Origin of the sequence: Klebsiella sp. P1954, assembly GCF_018199955.1 — a bacterium.
Taxonomy (GTDB): Bacteria; Pseudomonadota; Gammaproteobacteria; order Enterobacterales; family Enterobacteriaceae; genus Klebsiella; species Klebsiella pneumoniae.
Genome location: NZ_CP073373.1, coordinates 3825717 through 3840972 on the forward strand (window position 1 = coordinate 3825717; position 15256 = coordinate 3840972).

Annotated in this window: 17 protein-coding genes; 9 read left to right on the plus strand and 8 right to left on the minus strand. The window is 59.1% G+C overall.

The features are described from left to right. The first annotated feature begins 48 nt into the window (after positions 1 to 48). Positions 49 to 792, plus strand: a complete 744-nt coding sequence (locus tag KB890_RS18425; protein ID WP_019704916.1) for an SDR family oxidoreductase — start codon at positions 49 to 51, stop codon at positions 790 to 792. A gap of 121 nt (positions 793 to 913) precedes the next feature. On the opposite strand, the gene KB890_RS18430 is transcribed toward KB890_RS18425, so the two are convergent. The 6 genes from KB890_RS18430 to KB890_RS18455 all read right to left on the minus strand — a co-directional run bounded on the left by KB890_RS18430 (position 914) and on the right by KB890_RS18455 (position 6843). After that, positions 914 to 1417, minus strand: coding sequence for a protein disulfide oxidoreductase (locus KB890_RS18430; protein ID WP_004900536.1), 504 nt, complete (start codon positions 1415 to 1417; stop codon positions 914 to 916). Further along, positions 1407 to 2018, minus strand: coding sequence for a DsbA family protein (locus KB890_RS18435; RefSeq protein ID WP_020324915.1), 612 nt, complete (start codon positions 2016 to 2018; stop codon positions 1407 to 1409). Before KB890_RS18435 ends, KB890_RS18430 begins: the two co-directional genes overlap by 11 nt. 1 nt (position 2019) lies before the next feature. After that, complete coding sequence (locus tag KB890_RS18440; protein WP_020324913.1) at positions 2020 to 4029, minus strand: protein-disulfide reductase DsbD family protein; 2010 nt, start codon at positions 4027 to 4029, stop codon at positions 2020 to 2022. A gap of 49 nt (positions 4030 to 4078) precedes the next feature. After that, the gene (locus tag KB890_RS18445) at positions 4079 to 4438 is read right to left on the minus strand and encodes a hypothetical protein (protein WP_020324911.1); all 360 of its coding nucleotides are present in this window, start codon (positions 4436 to 4438) and stop codon (positions 4079 to 4081) included. A gap of 124 nt (positions 4439 to 4562) precedes the next feature. Continuing rightward, the gene (gene bglA, locus KB890_RS18450; RefSeq protein WP_004185559.1) at positions 4563 to 5996 is read right to left on the minus strand and encodes a 6-phospho-beta-glucosidase BglA; all 1434 of its coding nucleotides are present in this window, start codon (positions 5994 to 5996) and stop codon (positions 4563 to 4565) included. Between the two features lie 118 nt (positions 5997 to 6114). Next, entirely contained in the window at positions 6115 to 6843 is a 729-nt protein-coding gene (locus KB890_RS18455; RefSeq protein WP_002916321.1) for a MurR/RpiR family transcriptional regulator, read from the minus strand. A gap of 49 nt (positions 6844 to 6892) precedes the next feature. Between KB890_RS18455 and yqfB the strand changes: the two genes are divergently transcribed. Together yqfB and trhA are read left to right on the plus strand one after the other, a co-directional pair. Then, a complete protein-coding gene (yqfB, locus tag KB890_RS18460; RefSeq protein WP_004144734.1) occupies positions 6893 to 7204 on the plus strand; it encodes a N(4)-acetylcytidine aminohydrolase in 312 nt (103 codons plus the stop codon). Positions 7205 to 7367: 163 nt separating this feature from the next. Continuing rightward, the gene (trhA, locus tag KB890_RS18465; RefSeq protein WP_002916317.1) at positions 7368 to 8027 is read left to right on the plus strand and encodes a PAQR family membrane homeostasis protein TrhA; all 660 of its coding nucleotides are present in this window, start codon (positions 7368 to 7370) and stop codon (positions 8025 to 8027) included. A 150-nt stretch (positions 8028 to 8177) separates the two neighbouring features. Here trhA and ygfZ read toward each other — a convergent pair whose 3' ends face one another. Then, positions 8178 to 9161 (minus strand): tRNA-modifying protein YgfZ, encoded by a 984-nt coding sequence (ygfZ, locus tag KB890_RS18470; protein WP_020324927.1) that lies wholly within the window; start codon positions 9159 to 9161, stop codon positions 8178 to 8180. Positions 9162 to 9406: 245 nt separating this feature from the next. Between ygfZ and sdhE the strand changes: the two genes are divergently transcribed. Both sdhE and KB890_RS18480 read left to right on the plus strand, forming a co-directional pair. Next, a complete protein-coding gene (gene sdhE, locus KB890_RS18475; RefSeq protein WP_002916312.1) occupies positions 9407 to 9673 on the plus strand; it encodes an FAD assembly factor SdhE in 267 nt (88 codons plus the stop codon). Continuing rightward, a complete protein-coding gene (locus KB890_RS18480; RefSeq protein ID WP_002916310.1) occupies positions 9654 to 10064 on the plus strand; it encodes a protein YgfX in 411 nt (136 codons plus the stop codon). The genes sdhE and KB890_RS18480 overlap by 20 nt, the downstream gene beginning before the upstream one ends. Before the next feature lie 6 nt (positions 10065 to 10070). Here KB890_RS18480 and fldB read toward each other — a convergent pair whose 3' ends face one another. Then, positions 10071 to 10592, minus strand: coding sequence for a flavodoxin FldB (gene fldB, locus KB890_RS18485; protein WP_004144730.1), 522 nt, complete (start codon positions 10590 to 10592; stop codon positions 10071 to 10073). Between the two features lie 100 nt (positions 10593 to 10692). Between fldB and xerD the strand changes: the two genes are divergently transcribed. From xerD to prfB, 4 genes are all read left to right on the plus strand, one after another. Beyond that, positions 10693 to 11589, plus strand: a complete 897-nt coding sequence (xerD, locus tag KB890_RS18490) for a site-specific tyrosine recombinase XerD (RefSeq protein ID WP_004144729.1) — start codon at positions 10693 to 10695, stop codon at positions 11587 to 11589. A gap of 22 nt (positions 11590 to 11611) precedes the next feature. Next, the gene (gene dsbC, locus KB890_RS18495) at positions 11612 to 12325 is read left to right on the plus strand and encodes a bifunctional protein-disulfide isomerase/oxidoreductase DsbC (protein WP_002916301.1); all 714 of its coding nucleotides are present in this window, start codon (positions 11612 to 11614) and stop codon (positions 12323 to 12325) included. 5 nt (positions 12326 to 12330) lie between these two features. Then, positions 12331 to 14064 (plus strand): single-stranded-DNA-specific exonuclease RecJ, encoded by a 1734-nt coding sequence (gene recJ / locus KB890_RS18500; protein WP_004149758.1) that lies wholly within the window; start codon positions 12331 to 12333, stop codon positions 14062 to 14064. 85 nt (positions 14065 to 14149) lie between these two features. Further along, positions 14150 to 15248, plus strand: a protein-coding gene (gene prfB / locus KB890_RS18505; RefSeq protein ID WP_095858446.1) for a peptide chain release factor 2 whose coding sequence is annotated in 2 segments (ribosomal slippage) — positions 14150 to 14224 and positions 14226 to 15248 — 1098 coding nt in all. Because the reading frame shifts where the segments join, the coding sequence is not laid out codon by codon here. Positions 15249 to 15256 lie beyond the last annotated feature (8 nt).

A 15256-nucleotide genomic window follows, 5' to 3' on the forward strand; every position in this document is an offset into this window, starting at 1 on the left:
TAAACTTTTAAAGGCGCTGCGGCGCCTTTATTTTTTTGGAGGGAAGGTATGGGAATAGCTCTTATTAGCGGCGCGAGCCGCGGCATAGGCCGGGCGACGGCGCTGCTGCTGGCGCAGGAAGGATATACCGTGGCGGTCAATTACCATCACAACATTAACGCCGCCACCGAGGTGGTGAATACCATTGTGGCGTCTGGCGGCAAAGCCACAGCGCTGCGGGCGGACATCAGCGATGAAGCGCAGGTGATGGCGATGTTTGAGGCAGTTGACCGCATGGGCGAGCCGCTGACGGCGCTGGTCAACAACGCCGGTATCCTGTTTACCCAGTGTACGGTGGAGAGCCTGAGCGCCGAGCGTATTAACCGCGTGCTGGCCACCAACGTCACCGGTTATTTCCTCTGCTGTCGCGAGGCGGTAAAGCGCATGTCACATCGACATGGCGGTAAGGGCGGGGCGATAGTTAACGTTTCGTCGGCGGCCTCGCGCCTTGGCGCGCCGGGGGAGTACGTTGACTATGCCGCGTCGAAAGGGGCGGTAGATACCCTGACCACCGGGCTGGCGCTGGAGGTGGCGGCGCAGGGGATCCGGGTCAACGGCGTGCGTCCGGGGCTGATTTATACCGAGATGCACGCCTCCGGCGGTGAGCCGGGACGCGTGGATCGAGTGAAAGGTTCGCTACCGATGCAGCGCGGCGGCCAGCCGGAAGAGGTCGCTCAGGCCATTGCCTGGCTGCTGAGCGACAAAGCGTCGTATGTGACGGGTAGCTTCCTTGAACTGGCGGGCGGGAAATAACCCGTAGATGTCTATTGCCCGGCGGCGCTGCGCTTGCCGGCCCTACGGGGTCAAAGCCGAATGGTAGGCCGGGTGGCGGATACGCCTTACCCGGCATAAAAAACCGCTAAAGCCCGGCGGCCTACCAGGAGGCCAGCCACAGCCGCAGGCGCATTCCCCAGCCGCTGGTCCAGCCGGTGGTAACCGACTTTACCTCGCCTTGAGAAATGACCACCAGCGTTGGTGTTACCTGGATATCCCACTGCCGCGCCAGCTGGCCGCTTGGATCATTCACCGTCGGCAGCGCCAGTTTCTTCCTGGTCAGCCACTTCTCCAGCGCGGCGTTATCGCCGGAACGCAGGGCTACCGTCAGCACATTGCCGCCGTCGGCGGCAAGCGATGCCACCGACGGCGTGGTATAGCGACAGACTCCGCACCAGGTCGCCCAGACGTACAGCAGCAGCGGCTTTTGCTGGCTTATGGCATGCAGATCCAGCGTCCTGCCGTCGAGTGTCTGCAGCGATGTGGCGCTGACGTTTTGCGGCAGTGCGGGCTGGCGAAAATAATCCACCGCCAGGCTCACCGCCGCGCCAATCAGCAGCCACACCGCCAGCTCGCGCAGCCAGCGCCTGATTTTACTGGCCACGGGCTTTCGCCAGCTGCTCTTTCACCAGCCCCTCCAGGTCTTCAGCAGGGATCGCGCCGGCCACCATCTGATCGCCGATGATGGTCGCCGGGGTGCCCTGAATATTCAGCACCTGCGACAAAATCAGGTTCATCTTCAGCGAATCCATGGTCTTGTCATCGATATTTACACTATCGGTGGCGGTTTTCTTCTGCGCGGCGGCGATACTGGCGTCATCGTGATAGCCTTTTTTCGCCATCAGCCGCTGATGCAGCGCCCAGAATTTATCGGGCTGCTGACGCCAGGTGGAGAGCGCGATTTTAGCGGCATTCACCGAACTCTGCCCTTTAAACGGCAGCAGCTTAACGATGAGCTGGATGTCCGGATTATCGTGGACGATTTTTTCCAGCAGCGGATCAAACTGTTTGCAGTAAGGGCAGTTGTAATCGGTAAACGAGAGGATCGTGAGTTTTGGCTCTTTCGCGCCGGTGCGCGGGCTATTCGGATCGTTAAACAGCAGCTGGGCTAACTGGTCATTACCGTTCGATTGTGGTCCTTCCGCCGGGGCGGCGAAACTGAAGGCCGATACGCACAGCAGTAATAAGGCGGTGATAGCTCTCATGTTATTTTCCTTTAGCGGCGGACAGGGTGGCGAGAAGGTGTTCGCGGTCTAACAGCGCAGGCAGAATCTGTCCCTGCGGCAATTCCGGTCCGTAAATCTGGTTAAACGGCACCGCGGCGCTGCCGCGTGCGGTTAAAAACTGACTAATGTCAGCGGAGGGGCGGCTCCAGTCGCCGCGCAGGGCGACTACGTCTGGCGCTAACAGCGCCTGCTGGACGTCGTCGCGCAGCAGCACGTTGTATTTATTGGCTTTACAGGTCACGCACCAGTCGGCGGTGACATCAATAAATACCCGCTTATGCTCCGCCAGGGCGCTGGCGATAGCCTGCTCGCTGAGCGGCTGCCAGTTAACCCGGTCGCGGCGCGGGCCCTGGCCGTCCTGTTGGGCGACAAAGGCGACGGCGCCCGCTACCACGATGGCCAGGGCGCCCGCGCGCAGCGCCGTCTGCCAGCGGTAGCGCCAGGCGGTGGCCACTAGCAGGGCGATGGCCAGAATCACCAGCAGGGTAAGCACCGGCGTACGGCCGATGTGGATCGTCAGCAGGCTGACCAGCCATAGCGCTGAACCAAGCATCATTAGCCCCAGCACCACCCGCAGATGATTCATCCAGCGGCCCGGGCGTGGCAGTCGTTGCGCCAGACCCGGCCACGCGACGATCAGCAGCCACGGCAGGCTCATGCCGATCCCCATGGCGAAGAAAATGCCCCACAGCAGCGGCAGGGGCGCCACCAGCGCCACCGAAACGGCGGTGCCAAGGAACGGAGCGGTGCAGGGCGTCGCCAGCAGGGTGGCGAAGGCGCCCTGCCAGAAATGGCCCATTAAGCCGTTGCCGCCCCTGGTGGCGAGGAAAGTGCTGGCGCTGGAGGAGAGGCGGATTTCGAACAGCCCCAATAAACTGGCGCTGAACAGCACCATCACCAGCGCCATCGCGCCGATAAACCACGGGTTCTGGAACTGGATGCCCCAGCCGAGCGCCTGATTCCCCAGGCGTAGCGCGGTCATCATCAGCGCCAGCGCCAGGAACGAGACGACGATCCCGCACACCGAGGCGAGGAACTGCCGCCGCACCGCGCCGCGTTCGCGACCTTCGGTTTGCACCAGCGAGCCGAGCTTCATGGCCAGCACCGGCAGCACGCAGGGCATGACGTTGAGAATAAGCCCGCCGGCCAGCGCCATCAGCAGCACCCAGCCTAACGCCAGCCCCGGCGCGGCGCTGCCGGCGGCGACGGCGATTTGGCTTTCCTGCGCCTGACCGCTATCGGCCAGCACCAGCGACAGCGTTTTGCCGCTCAGATCCGGCGCCGCTTCGCCCCAGCTATCGGTGACTGGTACGGTGGCGGTCAGCGTATCGCCGCGGCTGGTAAAGCTCGGCTTACCGAAATCGACATCCTCCATGCTGTCGATAAACAGCGCTGGCTGCTGCCAGCCGGCATCGCGGCGGGCGGTCACCGTCAGTTTGCCGCTGACGTAGCTGGCGGTCAGCTGCGAAGTCAGGCCATCGCGCAGCGGCAGTGTGCCCATCGCGCGGGTAAAATCATAATTAAATCGCTCCCCCGCCAGAGTCGTCATATCCAGCGAAAAGGGATAGTCAGTGAGAATACAGACATTGCTGCAGGTAGAGAGCGTCAGGACGCCGCTAAGCGTCGGCGGTATCTTCCCGCGCAGCGTCATCGGAAAGCTGACGTCGCCGTGATAGCCCTGAGTGGAAATGCCCGCGACGTCGAAGCGCTGCGGCGTCGGCCAGCGCCAGCTCACCTCCAGCGGCGTGTGCCAGGCGATAGCCGGCGCGATGCCGCCTTCCCCTGGCGAGCGCCAGTAGGTTTTCCAGCCCTTTTCCAGCGCTACGTCTAAAAGCAGGCGAGTGTCGCCATTGCTCTCGGTTTGCGCCCGCAGGCGCACGCTGGCGTGTTGATTGTCGGCGGCGCGCAGCCAGCCGCTGTCGGCGGCCTGGCTGACGGGCAGCCATAGCCAAAGCAGGCAGACCAGTAGTCGCCTGAATACCATATACATAAGTTTGCTCCGTAAGTGATGAATTAACCTGAACTGTCAGGAGAATCAATCACTCACGGAAGATGCATAATCGCAGATGCACCCGCAATCGGGGTGAGGAGATAACGCGGGGAGGCCACTGGCGTTCGATAGGCGGCGGGATCGCCGCCAGCACCGCCAGCAGCAGGGTGATAGCCAACAGCGCCCCTTCAAACAGCATCGGCGGAACGGCCATCAGCGACTTGGCGCTGAGCTCGCACGGCGTGACCGGCGCCTCGGCCTGATCCTGGTTTTGCTGTAGCGACGGGCTGTCGACGGTGAGGTTCATGACCAGCGCGTGCATCCCGGCCATCCGTTGAGCGGTGCAGGTTAGCACCACCAGACAGGCCAGGAGGACAAAAAGAATGGCTTTGCGTTGTCGCTTAATCATGATTGCCTCAAATATTCACGAGGCTTATCTTAACGGGCGAACGGGTTTTGGCAATGGTAAAGCTGTAAAGAAGTGTCTGGCGGATAAGCAATTAGCCCTCCCCCGGCCGGGAGAGGGCGGTTAGTTACAGGTTCTCACCGTTGCTGGCGATGACCTCTTTGTACCAGTTAAAGCTCTTCTTGCGCGAGCGGGACATGTCGCCGGTGCCATCGTCGTGTTTGTTGACGTAGATGAAGCCGTAGCGTTTGCTGTACTGCCCGGTGGTGAAGGAGACGCAGTCGATGCAGCCCCATGGGGTATAGCCCAGCAGATCGACGCCGTCATAAGTGACCGCTTTGATCATCTCTTCGATGTGGGCGCGCAGGTAGTCGATGCGGTAGTCATCGTTGATGCTGCCGTCGGATTCTACTTTGTCGTAGGCGCCAAAGCCGTTTTCCACGATAAACAGCGGCTTCTGATAACGCTCATACAGTTCACACAGAGAATAGCGCAGGCCGACCGGGTCAATCTGCCAGCCCCAGTCGGAAGCTTTGACGTGCGGGTTCGGCACGCTGCCTTCGAAACCGGAAATGGCGTCGCCAGTGCCGCCCTCGGCTTTCACCGCGTTGGTCATGTAGTAGCTGAAGCCGAGATAGGCGCAGGTACCTTCGCGCAGGATCTGCGCGTCGCCGTCTTCCATCCTGATGTTGAAGCCGCGGCGTTCCCATTCATTCAACACATAGCTCGGGTAGTAACCGCGCAGCTGGACGTCGGTAAAGACGTAGCGCTCGCGCATCGACTCCTGGGCGAACATGACATCTTCCGGTTTGCAGGAGTAAGGGTAGAGGGCGACCATCGCCAGCATGCAGCCGACCTGCATGTCCGGGTTGATGCGCCGCGCCGCTTTCACCGCCAGCGCGCTGGCCACGAACTGGTGATGCAGCACCTGGTACATGGTCTCTTCCGGATTGTCATGCTCGGTATAGACCACCCCGGAGCAGCAGTAGCCGAACAGCGGCGCGCGCCAGTTGCGCTGGTTGTTGATCTCGTTAAAGGTCATCCAGTATTTCACTTTGTGCTTATAGCGCTCGAAGACCACTTCGGCGAAGCGCACAAAGAAATCGACCACTTTACGATTGGTCCAGCCGCCGTACTGCTGCACCAGGTGCAGGGGCATCTCGAAGTGGGAGAGGGTGATCACCGGTTCGATGTTGTACTTCAGTAGCTCGTCGAACATGTCGTCGTAGAACTTCAGCCCCTCTTCATTCGGCTGGGTTTCGTCACCCTGCGGGAAGATGCGGGTCCAGGCGATAGAGGTGCGGAAGCACTTGAAGCCCATCTCGGCGAACAGTTTGATGTCTTCTTTGTAGCGACCGTAGAAGTCGACGGCTTCGTGGTTCGGGTAGTATTTTCCCGCTTCGACCTGGTGAGTGATTTCGCGCGGCACGCCGTGCGCCCCGCCGGTCAACACATCGCAGATGCTGGGGCCTTTGCCGCCCTGATCCCAGCCGCCTTCAACCTGATGCGCGGCGACCGCGCCGCCCCATAAAAAATCTTTCGGAAGGGTTAATTTTTTCATCCTGGCTAATCTCTCTAATAACTATTGTTCTCGAGTCTAGCAAAGTGAAAGTGAATGTCACGATATAACAAATTCCGCCAAAGGTAATATGTTACATCAAAAAAACAGGCTGTTATTTTTAGCTGATTTTGCGCGCTAATTTACGTCCGAGGGATTCGAGAATATAGATCACTGGAATTTGCGTTGTAATATCGTAGACGCCGCCAATGCGCGTCTGCGGCACGTGCCAGGAGAGATTGAAATCAGCCAGTTTGGCCAGCCGCGAATGCTCATGGCTGGTAATCGACATCACCTTGCAATGATGTAGGCTGAACTGGCTGGCAAAGCGCAGGATCTCTTCCGTCTCGCCAGAGACGGAAAGCACGATCGCCAGCGCGTTGCGGGCCATATCGTTGGTTACCGGAAAATAGGGGTCGTCAATATGGTTGCTGAATTTACCGACGTTGGAGAAGAAGCGTGCGCCATATTTCGCCAGCGCGCCGGAGGTGCCGGCGCCGACAAAAATAATACGTTCGGAGGCGAGAATAATATCGACGGCCTGCTCGAGTAATTCATCGAACTCGTCATTATTGACGCTTTTAAAAAAGCTCATTATTTCGCTGGCGCCGATATTTGCCTGTTGAGGCTCATTCTGCTCGAGATATAATTTAAAGCGCACGCGAAATTCAGAGTAGCCCTCGCACTGCAGTTTGCGGCAGAAGCGTAACACGGTGGTCGTGGAGACCCCGGCGGCCTCGGCCAGTTCGCGGATGGTCATGTACATCACTTTGTCACGATTTTTAATGACGTAGTGGTAGACCATCATCTCAAGATTATTGAGACTGGCGACAGCGGCGTGGGAGAACATACTCACAGGGCGAACTCACAATTCATAATGACCAGGACGGAATTATATCATGCAGGCCAATGACATTACCTTTTTTCAGCGTTTTCAGGACGACATCCTCGCCGGGCGCAAAACCATCACCATTCGCGATGCAGCGGAGTCGCACTTTAAGCCCGGCGATGTGCTGCGCGTTGGGCGCTATGAAGATGACGGCTATTTTTGCACCATCGCCGTGACCGCGACCTCGACGGTGACGCTCGATACGCTGACCGAACAGCATGCGCAACAGGAGAATATGACTCTCGGGCAGCTGCGGCAGGTCATCAGCGACATCTATCCTGGCGAGAGCCAGTTTTATGTCATTGAATTCAAAACGCTTTAAGATAATCAGGAACAGCTGTGAGTTGAAATAAAAATGTAACTTTATGATTTTAAAGTATTTACAAATATACATCGTTTTATTTTAGCTAACAGGTGTTCACTGGAATCATTCTCAGTTACCCTAAGTGGGCAATGAAAGCGTTCTTGTTTTCACGGAGTCCAGTATGGTTCGCAAACCATTAATCACTCAGGGATATTCTCTGGCAGAGGAAGTTGCCAACAGCATCAGCCACGGGATCGGGCTGGTGTTCGGTATCGTCGGCCTTGTGTTGCTGCTGGTGCAGGCGGCGGATACAAACGCCAGCGCGACGGCGATCGCCAGCTACAGCCTGTACGGCGGCAGCATGATTATGCTGTTCCTCGCTTCCACGCTCTATCACGCGATCCCGCATCAGCGGGCGAAACAGTGGCTGAAGAAATTCGACCACTGCGCCATCTATTTGCTGATTGCCGGGACCTACACGCCGTTTTTGCTGGTGGGGTTGAATTCACCGCTGGCGAAGGGGCTGATGATCGTCATCTGGAGCCTGGCGCTGCTGGGGATCCTGTTTAAGCTGACCATCGCGCACCGCTTTAAAATTTTGTCGCTGGTGACCTATCTGACCATGGGGTGGCTGTCGCTTATCGTGGTCTATCAGCTGGCGGTGAAGCTGGCGGTGGGCGGGGTAACGCTGCTGGCGGTTGGCGGGGTGGTGTACTCGCTGGGGGTCATCTTCTACGTCTGCAAACGTATTCCTTATAACCACGCTATCTGGCACGGCTTCGTGCTCGGCGGCAGCGTGTGTCACTTCCTGGCGATTTATCTTTACATCGGCCAGTCCTGATAAACATCCCACGGTGGCGCTGCGCTTACCGTGGCTACAATACTCTACGGCCTGGAAATTCCACGGTGGCGCTACGCTTACCGTGGCTACGATATTCTGCGGCCGGGTAGCCCGGCTAAGGCGCAAGCGCCGCAAGCCGGGAACTTTTCCTTAATTTTCTTCCAGCGAATACGGCAATGGTTTGATGCTCAGGCTGCCGGCATCGTCGCGTACACGGAACACGCTGTCCGGTTCCATGTCGTTATTCATCACTACCTGGACCATCAGGCTTCCGTCATCCAGCTGTACGGCTGCCAGCACCGTACCGGTGCGGCGCCAGTTGTCGCCCATCTTCAGCTCCAGGTCTTCCCCGGCTTCCGGCACCCGGCTGGCGGTCCCTGACAGCGTCCACAGCGCGCGCTTATTGGCGCCGCGGAATTTCGCCCTCGCGACCATTTCCTGGCCGGTGTAGCAGCCTTTTTTGAAGCTGATGCCGCCCAGCGCCTGCAGGTTGGTGGCCTGCGGAATGAACTGCCCGCTGTTAGCGCTGTCGATAACCGGCAGGCCGGCTTCAATATTCAGCGCCAGCCACTGTTGGCTGTTGTTAAACTGCGCTTCGCCGCGCAACGCGTCGGTGACGCGGTTGGCGGTGTCGACACCGGTCACCAGCAGGAAGCGCTCGCCCGGGTGTTCAAACCACAGCAGGCTGGTGGCGCCTTCGCTGACCACCGGGGTGGCAGCGTCGGGCAAGGCGGCGAACAGCGGCGCCAGCGCGGCGCGCGCCTGGAAGCCGGCCACCCCCAGCAGAACCAGATCGTCGTTGGCGGCAATGGTGACTTTGGAGAAGACGGCATATTTTTTCAGCTCGGTCAGCTGCGCGTCGCGCAGGCTGCGGCGCTCAATCCACGCGAAGCCGCCCTCGCGACGGAATACGCGCAGGTTGCTCCACATCTTGCCTTTGGCATCACAGTGGGCGGCAAGCAGATGCTGGGCATCGGTGAGATGACTCACATCGGCGGTAATCTGCCCCTGCAGATATTTTTCGCTGTCCGGCCCGCTAATTGTCGCCAGCGCCCAGTCATCCAGGGTCATCAGCGTTAACGGCAGACGAGCGGAAGAGGAAGGCTGACGCGGAGGAAAAGGTGTAAAAGCCATAGTCATATCCTGAATCGCTTAACGCAGTGTGTGTGACCAATGGTAAAAGAGCTATAGTGCATTGCAAGTGCTTTCAACAGGCCATTTGTGCGCTGGCGTGAGACAGCCGCCTGACGCAGGGAATCAATAAACCCATCATTATTTTAAGGTTTTTATGGAAGGATGCTCGCATTCAGCGATATTCCTGTAAAGTTACGGCAGAAAACGGGTTAAACTAACCTATATTTTGCTGCTGGAAGGTCAACATGGACATTAACAATAAAGCACGTATCCACTGGGCATGCCGCCGCGGGATGCGCGAACTCGACATCTCCATCATGCCGTTCTTTGAGTATGAGTACGATACCCTCAGCGACGCTGACAAACAGCTGTTCATTCGCCTGCTGGAAAATGACGATCCGGATCTGTTCAACTGGCTGATGAACCACGGCAAACCGGCCGATGCGGAGCTGCAGCGGATGGTAACCTTAATTCAGACACGGAATCGGGAACGTGGTCCTGTGGCAATCTGATCTCCGTATCTCCTGGCGCGCGCAGTGGTTTTCCCTGCTGCTTCACGGCGTGGTGGCGGCCCTGGTGCTGTTGGTTCCCTGGCCGCTGAGCTATACCCCGATCTGGCTGCTGCTGCTGTCGCTGGTGGTCTTCGACTGCGTGCGCAGCCAGCGACGGATCCATGCCCGTCGCGGGGAAATAAAACTGCTCACCGATTCCCGTCTTCGCTGGCAAAACGCCGAATGGGAGATCCTCGGGACGCCGTGGGTTATCAATAGCGGTATGCTGCTGCGTTTGCGCCATGTCGATACCCGGCGCGGACAGCATCTTTGGCTGGCGGCGGACAGCATGGACGCCGGAGAGTGGCGCGATCTGCGCCGGCTGGTGCTGCAAAAACCGGCGCAGGAGTAAGCCGCGTCAGGAAAAGTGTTCGGCCATTTCGCCGAGGATCTGCTCGCACCAGCTCTGGATGCGCTCGTCGCTCAGGTCGTACTGGTTGGTTTCATCCAGCGCCAGGCCAACGAACAGTTGGCCATCGGCGATCACCGGTTTCGGGCTGGTGAACTCATAGCCTTCGGTTGGCCAGTAGCCGACAAACTTCACGCCCTTGGTCGCCAGCTTGTCATGCAGCATGCCGAGCGCGTCAAGGAACCATTCGCCGTAGCCCAGCTGATCGCCCATGCCGTACAGCGCGACGATCTTTCCCTCGAGGTTCAGGGTGTCCAGCTGATCCCAGACCGCTTCCCAGTCTTCCTGAATTTCGCCGAAATCCCAGGTCGGGATGCCAAGGATCAGTACGTCGTACTGGCTCATCAGCGCGGGGGAGTCATCTTTCAGATTGTGCAGCGTCACCAGTTCGGGGCCGATGATATCGCGGATTTTCTCCGCGGCCATTTCGGTGTAGCAGGTACTGGAGCCGTAAAACAGACCTATATTCATCGCGTAAACATCTCGATTCTTGCCGTGAATGGCGGGCAGTGTACCAGAAAGGCGTCCTCTTAAGGCATAATGAGAGCGTTTAACGAACAAAGAGGCCGATGTGAAACAGGATCTGGCACTAATCGAACAGTTTCTCGATGCCCTTTGGCTGGAGCGCAACCTGGCGGAGAATACGCTCAGCGCCTACCGTCGCGATTTGACGATGTTAGTTGAGTGGCTGCACCATCGCGGCCTGTCGCTGGCAAGCGTTGGCAGCGACGATCTGCAGGCGCTGCTGGCTGAGCGGCAGTCCGGCGGCTACAAAGCCACCAGCACCGCGCGCCTGCTGAGCGCCGTGCGCCGTTTTTTCCAGCATCTGTACCGGGAAAAAATTCGCCCGGACGATCCCAGCGCGCTGCTGGCCTCGCCGAAGCTACCGCAGCGGCTGCCAAAAGATCTCAGTGAGGCGCAGGTTGAGCGCCTGCTGCAGGCGCCGCTGGTGGAGCAGCCGCTGGAATTGCGCGATAAAGCGATGCTGGAGGTGCTGTATGCCACCGGCCTGCGCGTCTCGGAGCTGGTGGGACTGACGATGAGCGACATCAGCCTGCGGCAGGGCGTGCTGCGGGTGGTGGGAAAAGGCAACAAAGAGCGGCTGGTGCCGCTGGGGGAAGAGGCGGTACTGTGGGTGGAAAATTACCTCGAGTATGGTCGCCCCTGGCTGCTGAACGGCGTGGCGTCGGATGTCTTATTTCCCAGCCAGCGCGCCCAGCAGATGACGCGCCAGACCTTCTGGCATCGGATTAAACACTATGCCGTACTGGCGGGGATCGACAGCGAAAAGCTTTCCCCGCACGTGTTACGCCATGCGTTCGCCACGCATTTGCTCAATCATGGCGCCGATCTGCGCGTGGTGCAGATGCTGTTAGGACACAGCGATCTCTCCACCACGCAGATATACACCCACGTGGCGACCGAGCGTCTGCGACAACTTCATCAACAGCACCACCCGCGGGCGTGAGTGCTGAACAAAAGGACTGATTATGAAAAAAGGTTTATTGATGTTCACCCTGCTGGCGGCCTCCCTTTCAGGAGCGGCGCACGCCGATAGCGCGGCAATTAAACAGTCGCTGGCGAAGCTGGGTGTGCAGAGCACCGATATTCAACCATCGCCGGTTTCCGGGATGAGCACGGTGCTGACCGACAGCGGCGTGCTGTACGTGACCGACGACGGCAAACATATCATCCAGGGGCCGATGTACGACGTGAGCGGCGCGCAGCCGGTCAACGTCACCAACCAGCTGCTGCTGGGTAAGCTGAACGCGCTGAGCAATGAGATGATTGTCTACAAAGCGCCGAAGGAGCAGCACGTCATCACCGTCTTCACCGATATTACCTGCGGCTACTGTCATAAACTGCACGAGCAGATGAGCGACTACAACGCGCTGGGGATCACCGTGCGCTATCTGGCTTTCCCGCGCCAGGGTCTGCAAAGCCAGGCGGAGCAGGACATGAAGGCCATCTGGTGCGCGAAAGATCGCAACAAAGCGCTGGATGACGCCATGAATGGTAAAGGCGTGCAGCCGGCGAGCTGCAGCGTAGATATCGCCAAACATTACACCCTCGGCGTGCAGATGGGCGTCAACGGCACCCCGGCGATGGTCCTCAGTAACGGCATGGTGCTGCCGGGCTATCAGGGGCCGAAAGAGCTGAAGGCGTTCCTCGATGAGCACAAAAAACAGACAAGCGGTAACTGATTCGCGTGAAACAACAGATACAACTACGCCGCCGCGAGGCGGTTGACGGCGTCGAACTCCCCGCCGACCTGCCGCCGCTGCTGCAGCGGCTATATGCCAGCCGCGGGGTGCGCAGCGCGCAGGAGCTGGAGCGCAGCGTCAAAGGCATGCTCCCCTGGACGCAGCTCACCGGCGTTGAAAAAGCGGTCGAGATGCTGCATGACGCGTTCCAGAAAGGGTTGCACATCGTGGTGGTCGGTGATTTTGACGCCGACGGCGCCACCAGCACCGCGCTCAGCGTGTTGGCCCTGCGCGCGCTGGGTTACGGCAACGTCTCCTATCTGGTGCCGAACCGCTTTGAAGACGGCTACGGTTTAAGCCCGGAAGTGGTCGATCAGGCCCATGCTCGCGGCGCGCAGATGATCATGACCGTCGACAACGGGATCTCGTCCCATGCCGGCGTCGATCATGCCCATGCGCTGGGGATCCCGGTGCTGGTGACCGATCACCATCTGCCGGGCGAGACGCTGCCGGCGGCGGAAGCTATCGTTAATCCCAACCTGCGCGATTGCGACTTCCCGTCAAAATCACTGGCCGGGGTGGGGGTGGCGTTTTATCTGATGCTGGCGCTGCGCACTTTTCTGCGCGATAAAGGCTGGTTCGACGCTCGCGGCATCCCCGCGCCGAACCTTGCCGAGCTGCTGGATCTGGTGGCGCTTGGCACCGTCGCGGACGTCGTGCCGCTGGATGCTAACAACCGTATCCTCACCTGGCAGGGGTTAAGCCGCATTCGCGCCGGCAAATGTCGGCCCGGTATTAAGGCGCTGCTGGAAATTGCCAACCGCGATCCGCAAAAGCTGGCGGCCAGCGACCTCGGTTTCGCCCTCGGGCCGCGCCTGAACGCGGCGGGACGGCTGGACGACATGTCGGTCGGCGTCGCGCTGCTGCTGTGCGACAACATCGGCGAAGCGCGGGTGCTGGCCAACGAGCTCGATGCGCTTAATCAGACGCGCAAAGAGATTGAGCAGGGGATGCAGGCGGAAGCGCTAACGCTCTGTCAGCAGCTGGAGCGCAGCGCCGATACCCTGCCCGGCGGGCTGGCGATGTACCATCCGCAATGGCATCAAGGGGTAGTCGGCATTCTCGCCTCGCGGATTAAGGAGCGCTTCCATCGCCCGGTTATCGCTTTTGCGCCTACCGGCGACGGCACGCTGAAAGGCTCCGGTCGTTCCATTCAGGGGTTGCATATGCGCGATGCGCTGGAGCGCCTTGATACGCTTTATCCCGGGCTAATCCTGAAGTTCGGCGGCCACGCGATGGCGGCGGGCTTATCGCTGGAGGAGGCGCGTTTTGAAGAGTTTCAACAGCGCTTCGGCGAGCTGGTGACCGAATGGCTGGATCCTGCGCTGTTGCAGGGCGAGGTGGTTTCCGATGGCCCGCTGGCGGCGGCGGAGATGAGCATGGAAGTGGCGCAGATGCTGCGCGACGCCGGGCCGTGGGGGCAGATGTTCCCGGAACCGCTATTTGACGGTCGTTTTCGCCTGCTGCAGCAGCGGCTGGTGGGCGAGCGTCACCTGAAGGTGATGGTCGAACCGGTTGACGGCGGGCCGCTGCTGGACGGTATCGCCTTCAACGTTGATACTTCCATCTGGCCGGATAACGGCGTGCGTGAAGTCCAGTTAGCCTACAAGCTCGACATCAACGAGTTCCGCGGCAACCGTAGCCTGCAGCTGATCATCGATCACCTCTGGCCAAATTGACAACAGTGTAGGAATAAGGGCGCGAATCCGGTAGAATTCCGCTCTTATCACCGCATTTTGACAAATCCATTAAAAGAAACCGACCATGTTTGAAATAAATCCGGTAAAAAACCGCATTCAGGACCTCACGGAGCGCTCCGACGTTCTTAGGGGGTATCTTTGACTACGATGCCAAGAAAGAGCGTCTCGAAGAAGTAAACGCCGAGCTGGAACAGCCGGACGTGTGGAACGAACCCGAACGCGCCCAGGCGCTGGGTAAAGAGCGTTCTTCCCTGGAAGCCATCGTAGATACCCTGGATCAGATGTCCCAGGGGCTGGAAGACGTTGCCGGCCTGCTGGATCTGGCCGTGGAAGCGGATGACGAAGAGACCTTTAACGAAGCCGTCGCCGAGCTGGATACCCTGGAAGAGAAGCTGGCGCAGCTTGAGTTCCGCCGCATGTTCTCCGGCGAATACGACAGCGCCGATTGCTACCTTGACATTCAGGCCGGTTCCGGCGGCACCGAAGCCCAGGACTGGGCCAGCATGCTGATGCGCATGTACCTGCGCTGGGCGGAAGCGCGCGGCTTTAAGACCGAAATCATCGAAGAATCCGAAGGTGAAGTCGCGGGGATTAAATCCGTGACCATCAAGATCATTGGCGATTACGCCTACGGCTGGCTGCGTACGGAAACCGGCGTTCATCGTCTGGTGCGTAAGAGCCCGTTCGATTCCGGCGGCCGCCGTCATACCTCCTTCAGCTCCGCGTTCGTTTACCCGGAAGTGGAAGACGATATCGATATCGAAATTAACCCGGCCGACCTGCGCATTGACGTATACCGCGCCTCCGGCGCCGGTGGTCAGCACGTTAACCGTACGGAATCCGCGGTGCGTATTACCCATATCCCGACCGGGTTGGTGACGCAGTGCCAGAACGACCGTTCGCAGCACAAAAACAAAGACCAGGCCATGAAGCAGATGAAAGCAAAGCTTTATGAACTGGAGATGCAGAAGAAAAATGCCGAGAAGCAGGCGATGGAAGACAACAAGTCCGATATCGGCTGGGGCAGCCAGATCCGCTCTTACGTGCTGGATGACTCGCGTATTAAAGATCTGCGTACCGGGGTGGAAACCCGCAACACTCAGGCGGTGCTCGACGGCAGCCTGGACCAATTTATCGAAGCAAGTTTGAAAGCAGGGTTATGAGGAACCAA

Coding starts and splice junctions, on each gene's coding strand:
- KB890_RS18425 (WP_019704916.1), top strand. CDS start 49: ATGGGAATAGCTCTTATTAGCGGCGCGAGCCGCGGCATAGGCCGGGCG.
- KB890_RS18435 (WP_020324915.1), bottom strand. CDS start 2,018: ATGAGAGCTATCACCGCCTTATTACTGCTGTGCGTATCGGCCTTCAGT.
- KB890_RS18440 (WP_020324913.1), bottom strand. CDS start 4,029: ATGTATATGGTATTCAGGCGACTACTGGTCTGCCTGCTTTGGCTATGG.
- KB890_RS18445 (WP_020324911.1), bottom strand. CDS start 4,438: ATGATTAAGCGACAACGCAAAGCCATTCTTTTTGTCCTCCTGGCCTGT.
- bglA (WP_004185559.1), bottom strand. CDS start 5,996: ATGAAAAAATTAACCCTTCCGAAAGATTTTTTATGGGGCGGCGCGGTC.
- KB890_RS18455 (WP_002916321.1), bottom strand. CDS start 6,843: ATGTTCTCCCACGCCGCTGTCGCCAGTCTCAATAATCTTGAGATGATG.
- yqfB (WP_004144734.1), top strand. CDS start 6,893: ATGCAGGCCAATGACATTACCTTTTTTCAGCGTTTTCAGGACGACATC.
- trhA (WP_002916317.1), top strand. CDS start 7,368: ATGGTTCGCAAACCATTAATCACTCAGGGATATTCTCTGGCAGAGGAA.
- ygfZ (WP_020324927.1), bottom strand. CDS start 9,161: ATGGCTTTTACACCTTTTCCTCCGCGTCAGCCTTCCTCTTCCGCTCGT.
- sdhE (WP_002916312.1), top strand. CDS start 9,407: ATGGACATTAACAATAAAGCACGTATCCACTGGGCATGCCGCCGCGGG.
- fldB (WP_004144730.1), bottom strand. CDS start 10,592: ATGAATATAGGTCTGTTTTACGGCTCCAGTACCTGCTACACCGAAATG.
- dsbC (WP_002916301.1), top strand. CDS start 11,612: ATGAAAAAAGGTTTATTGATGTTCACCCTGCTGGCGGCCTCCCTTTCA.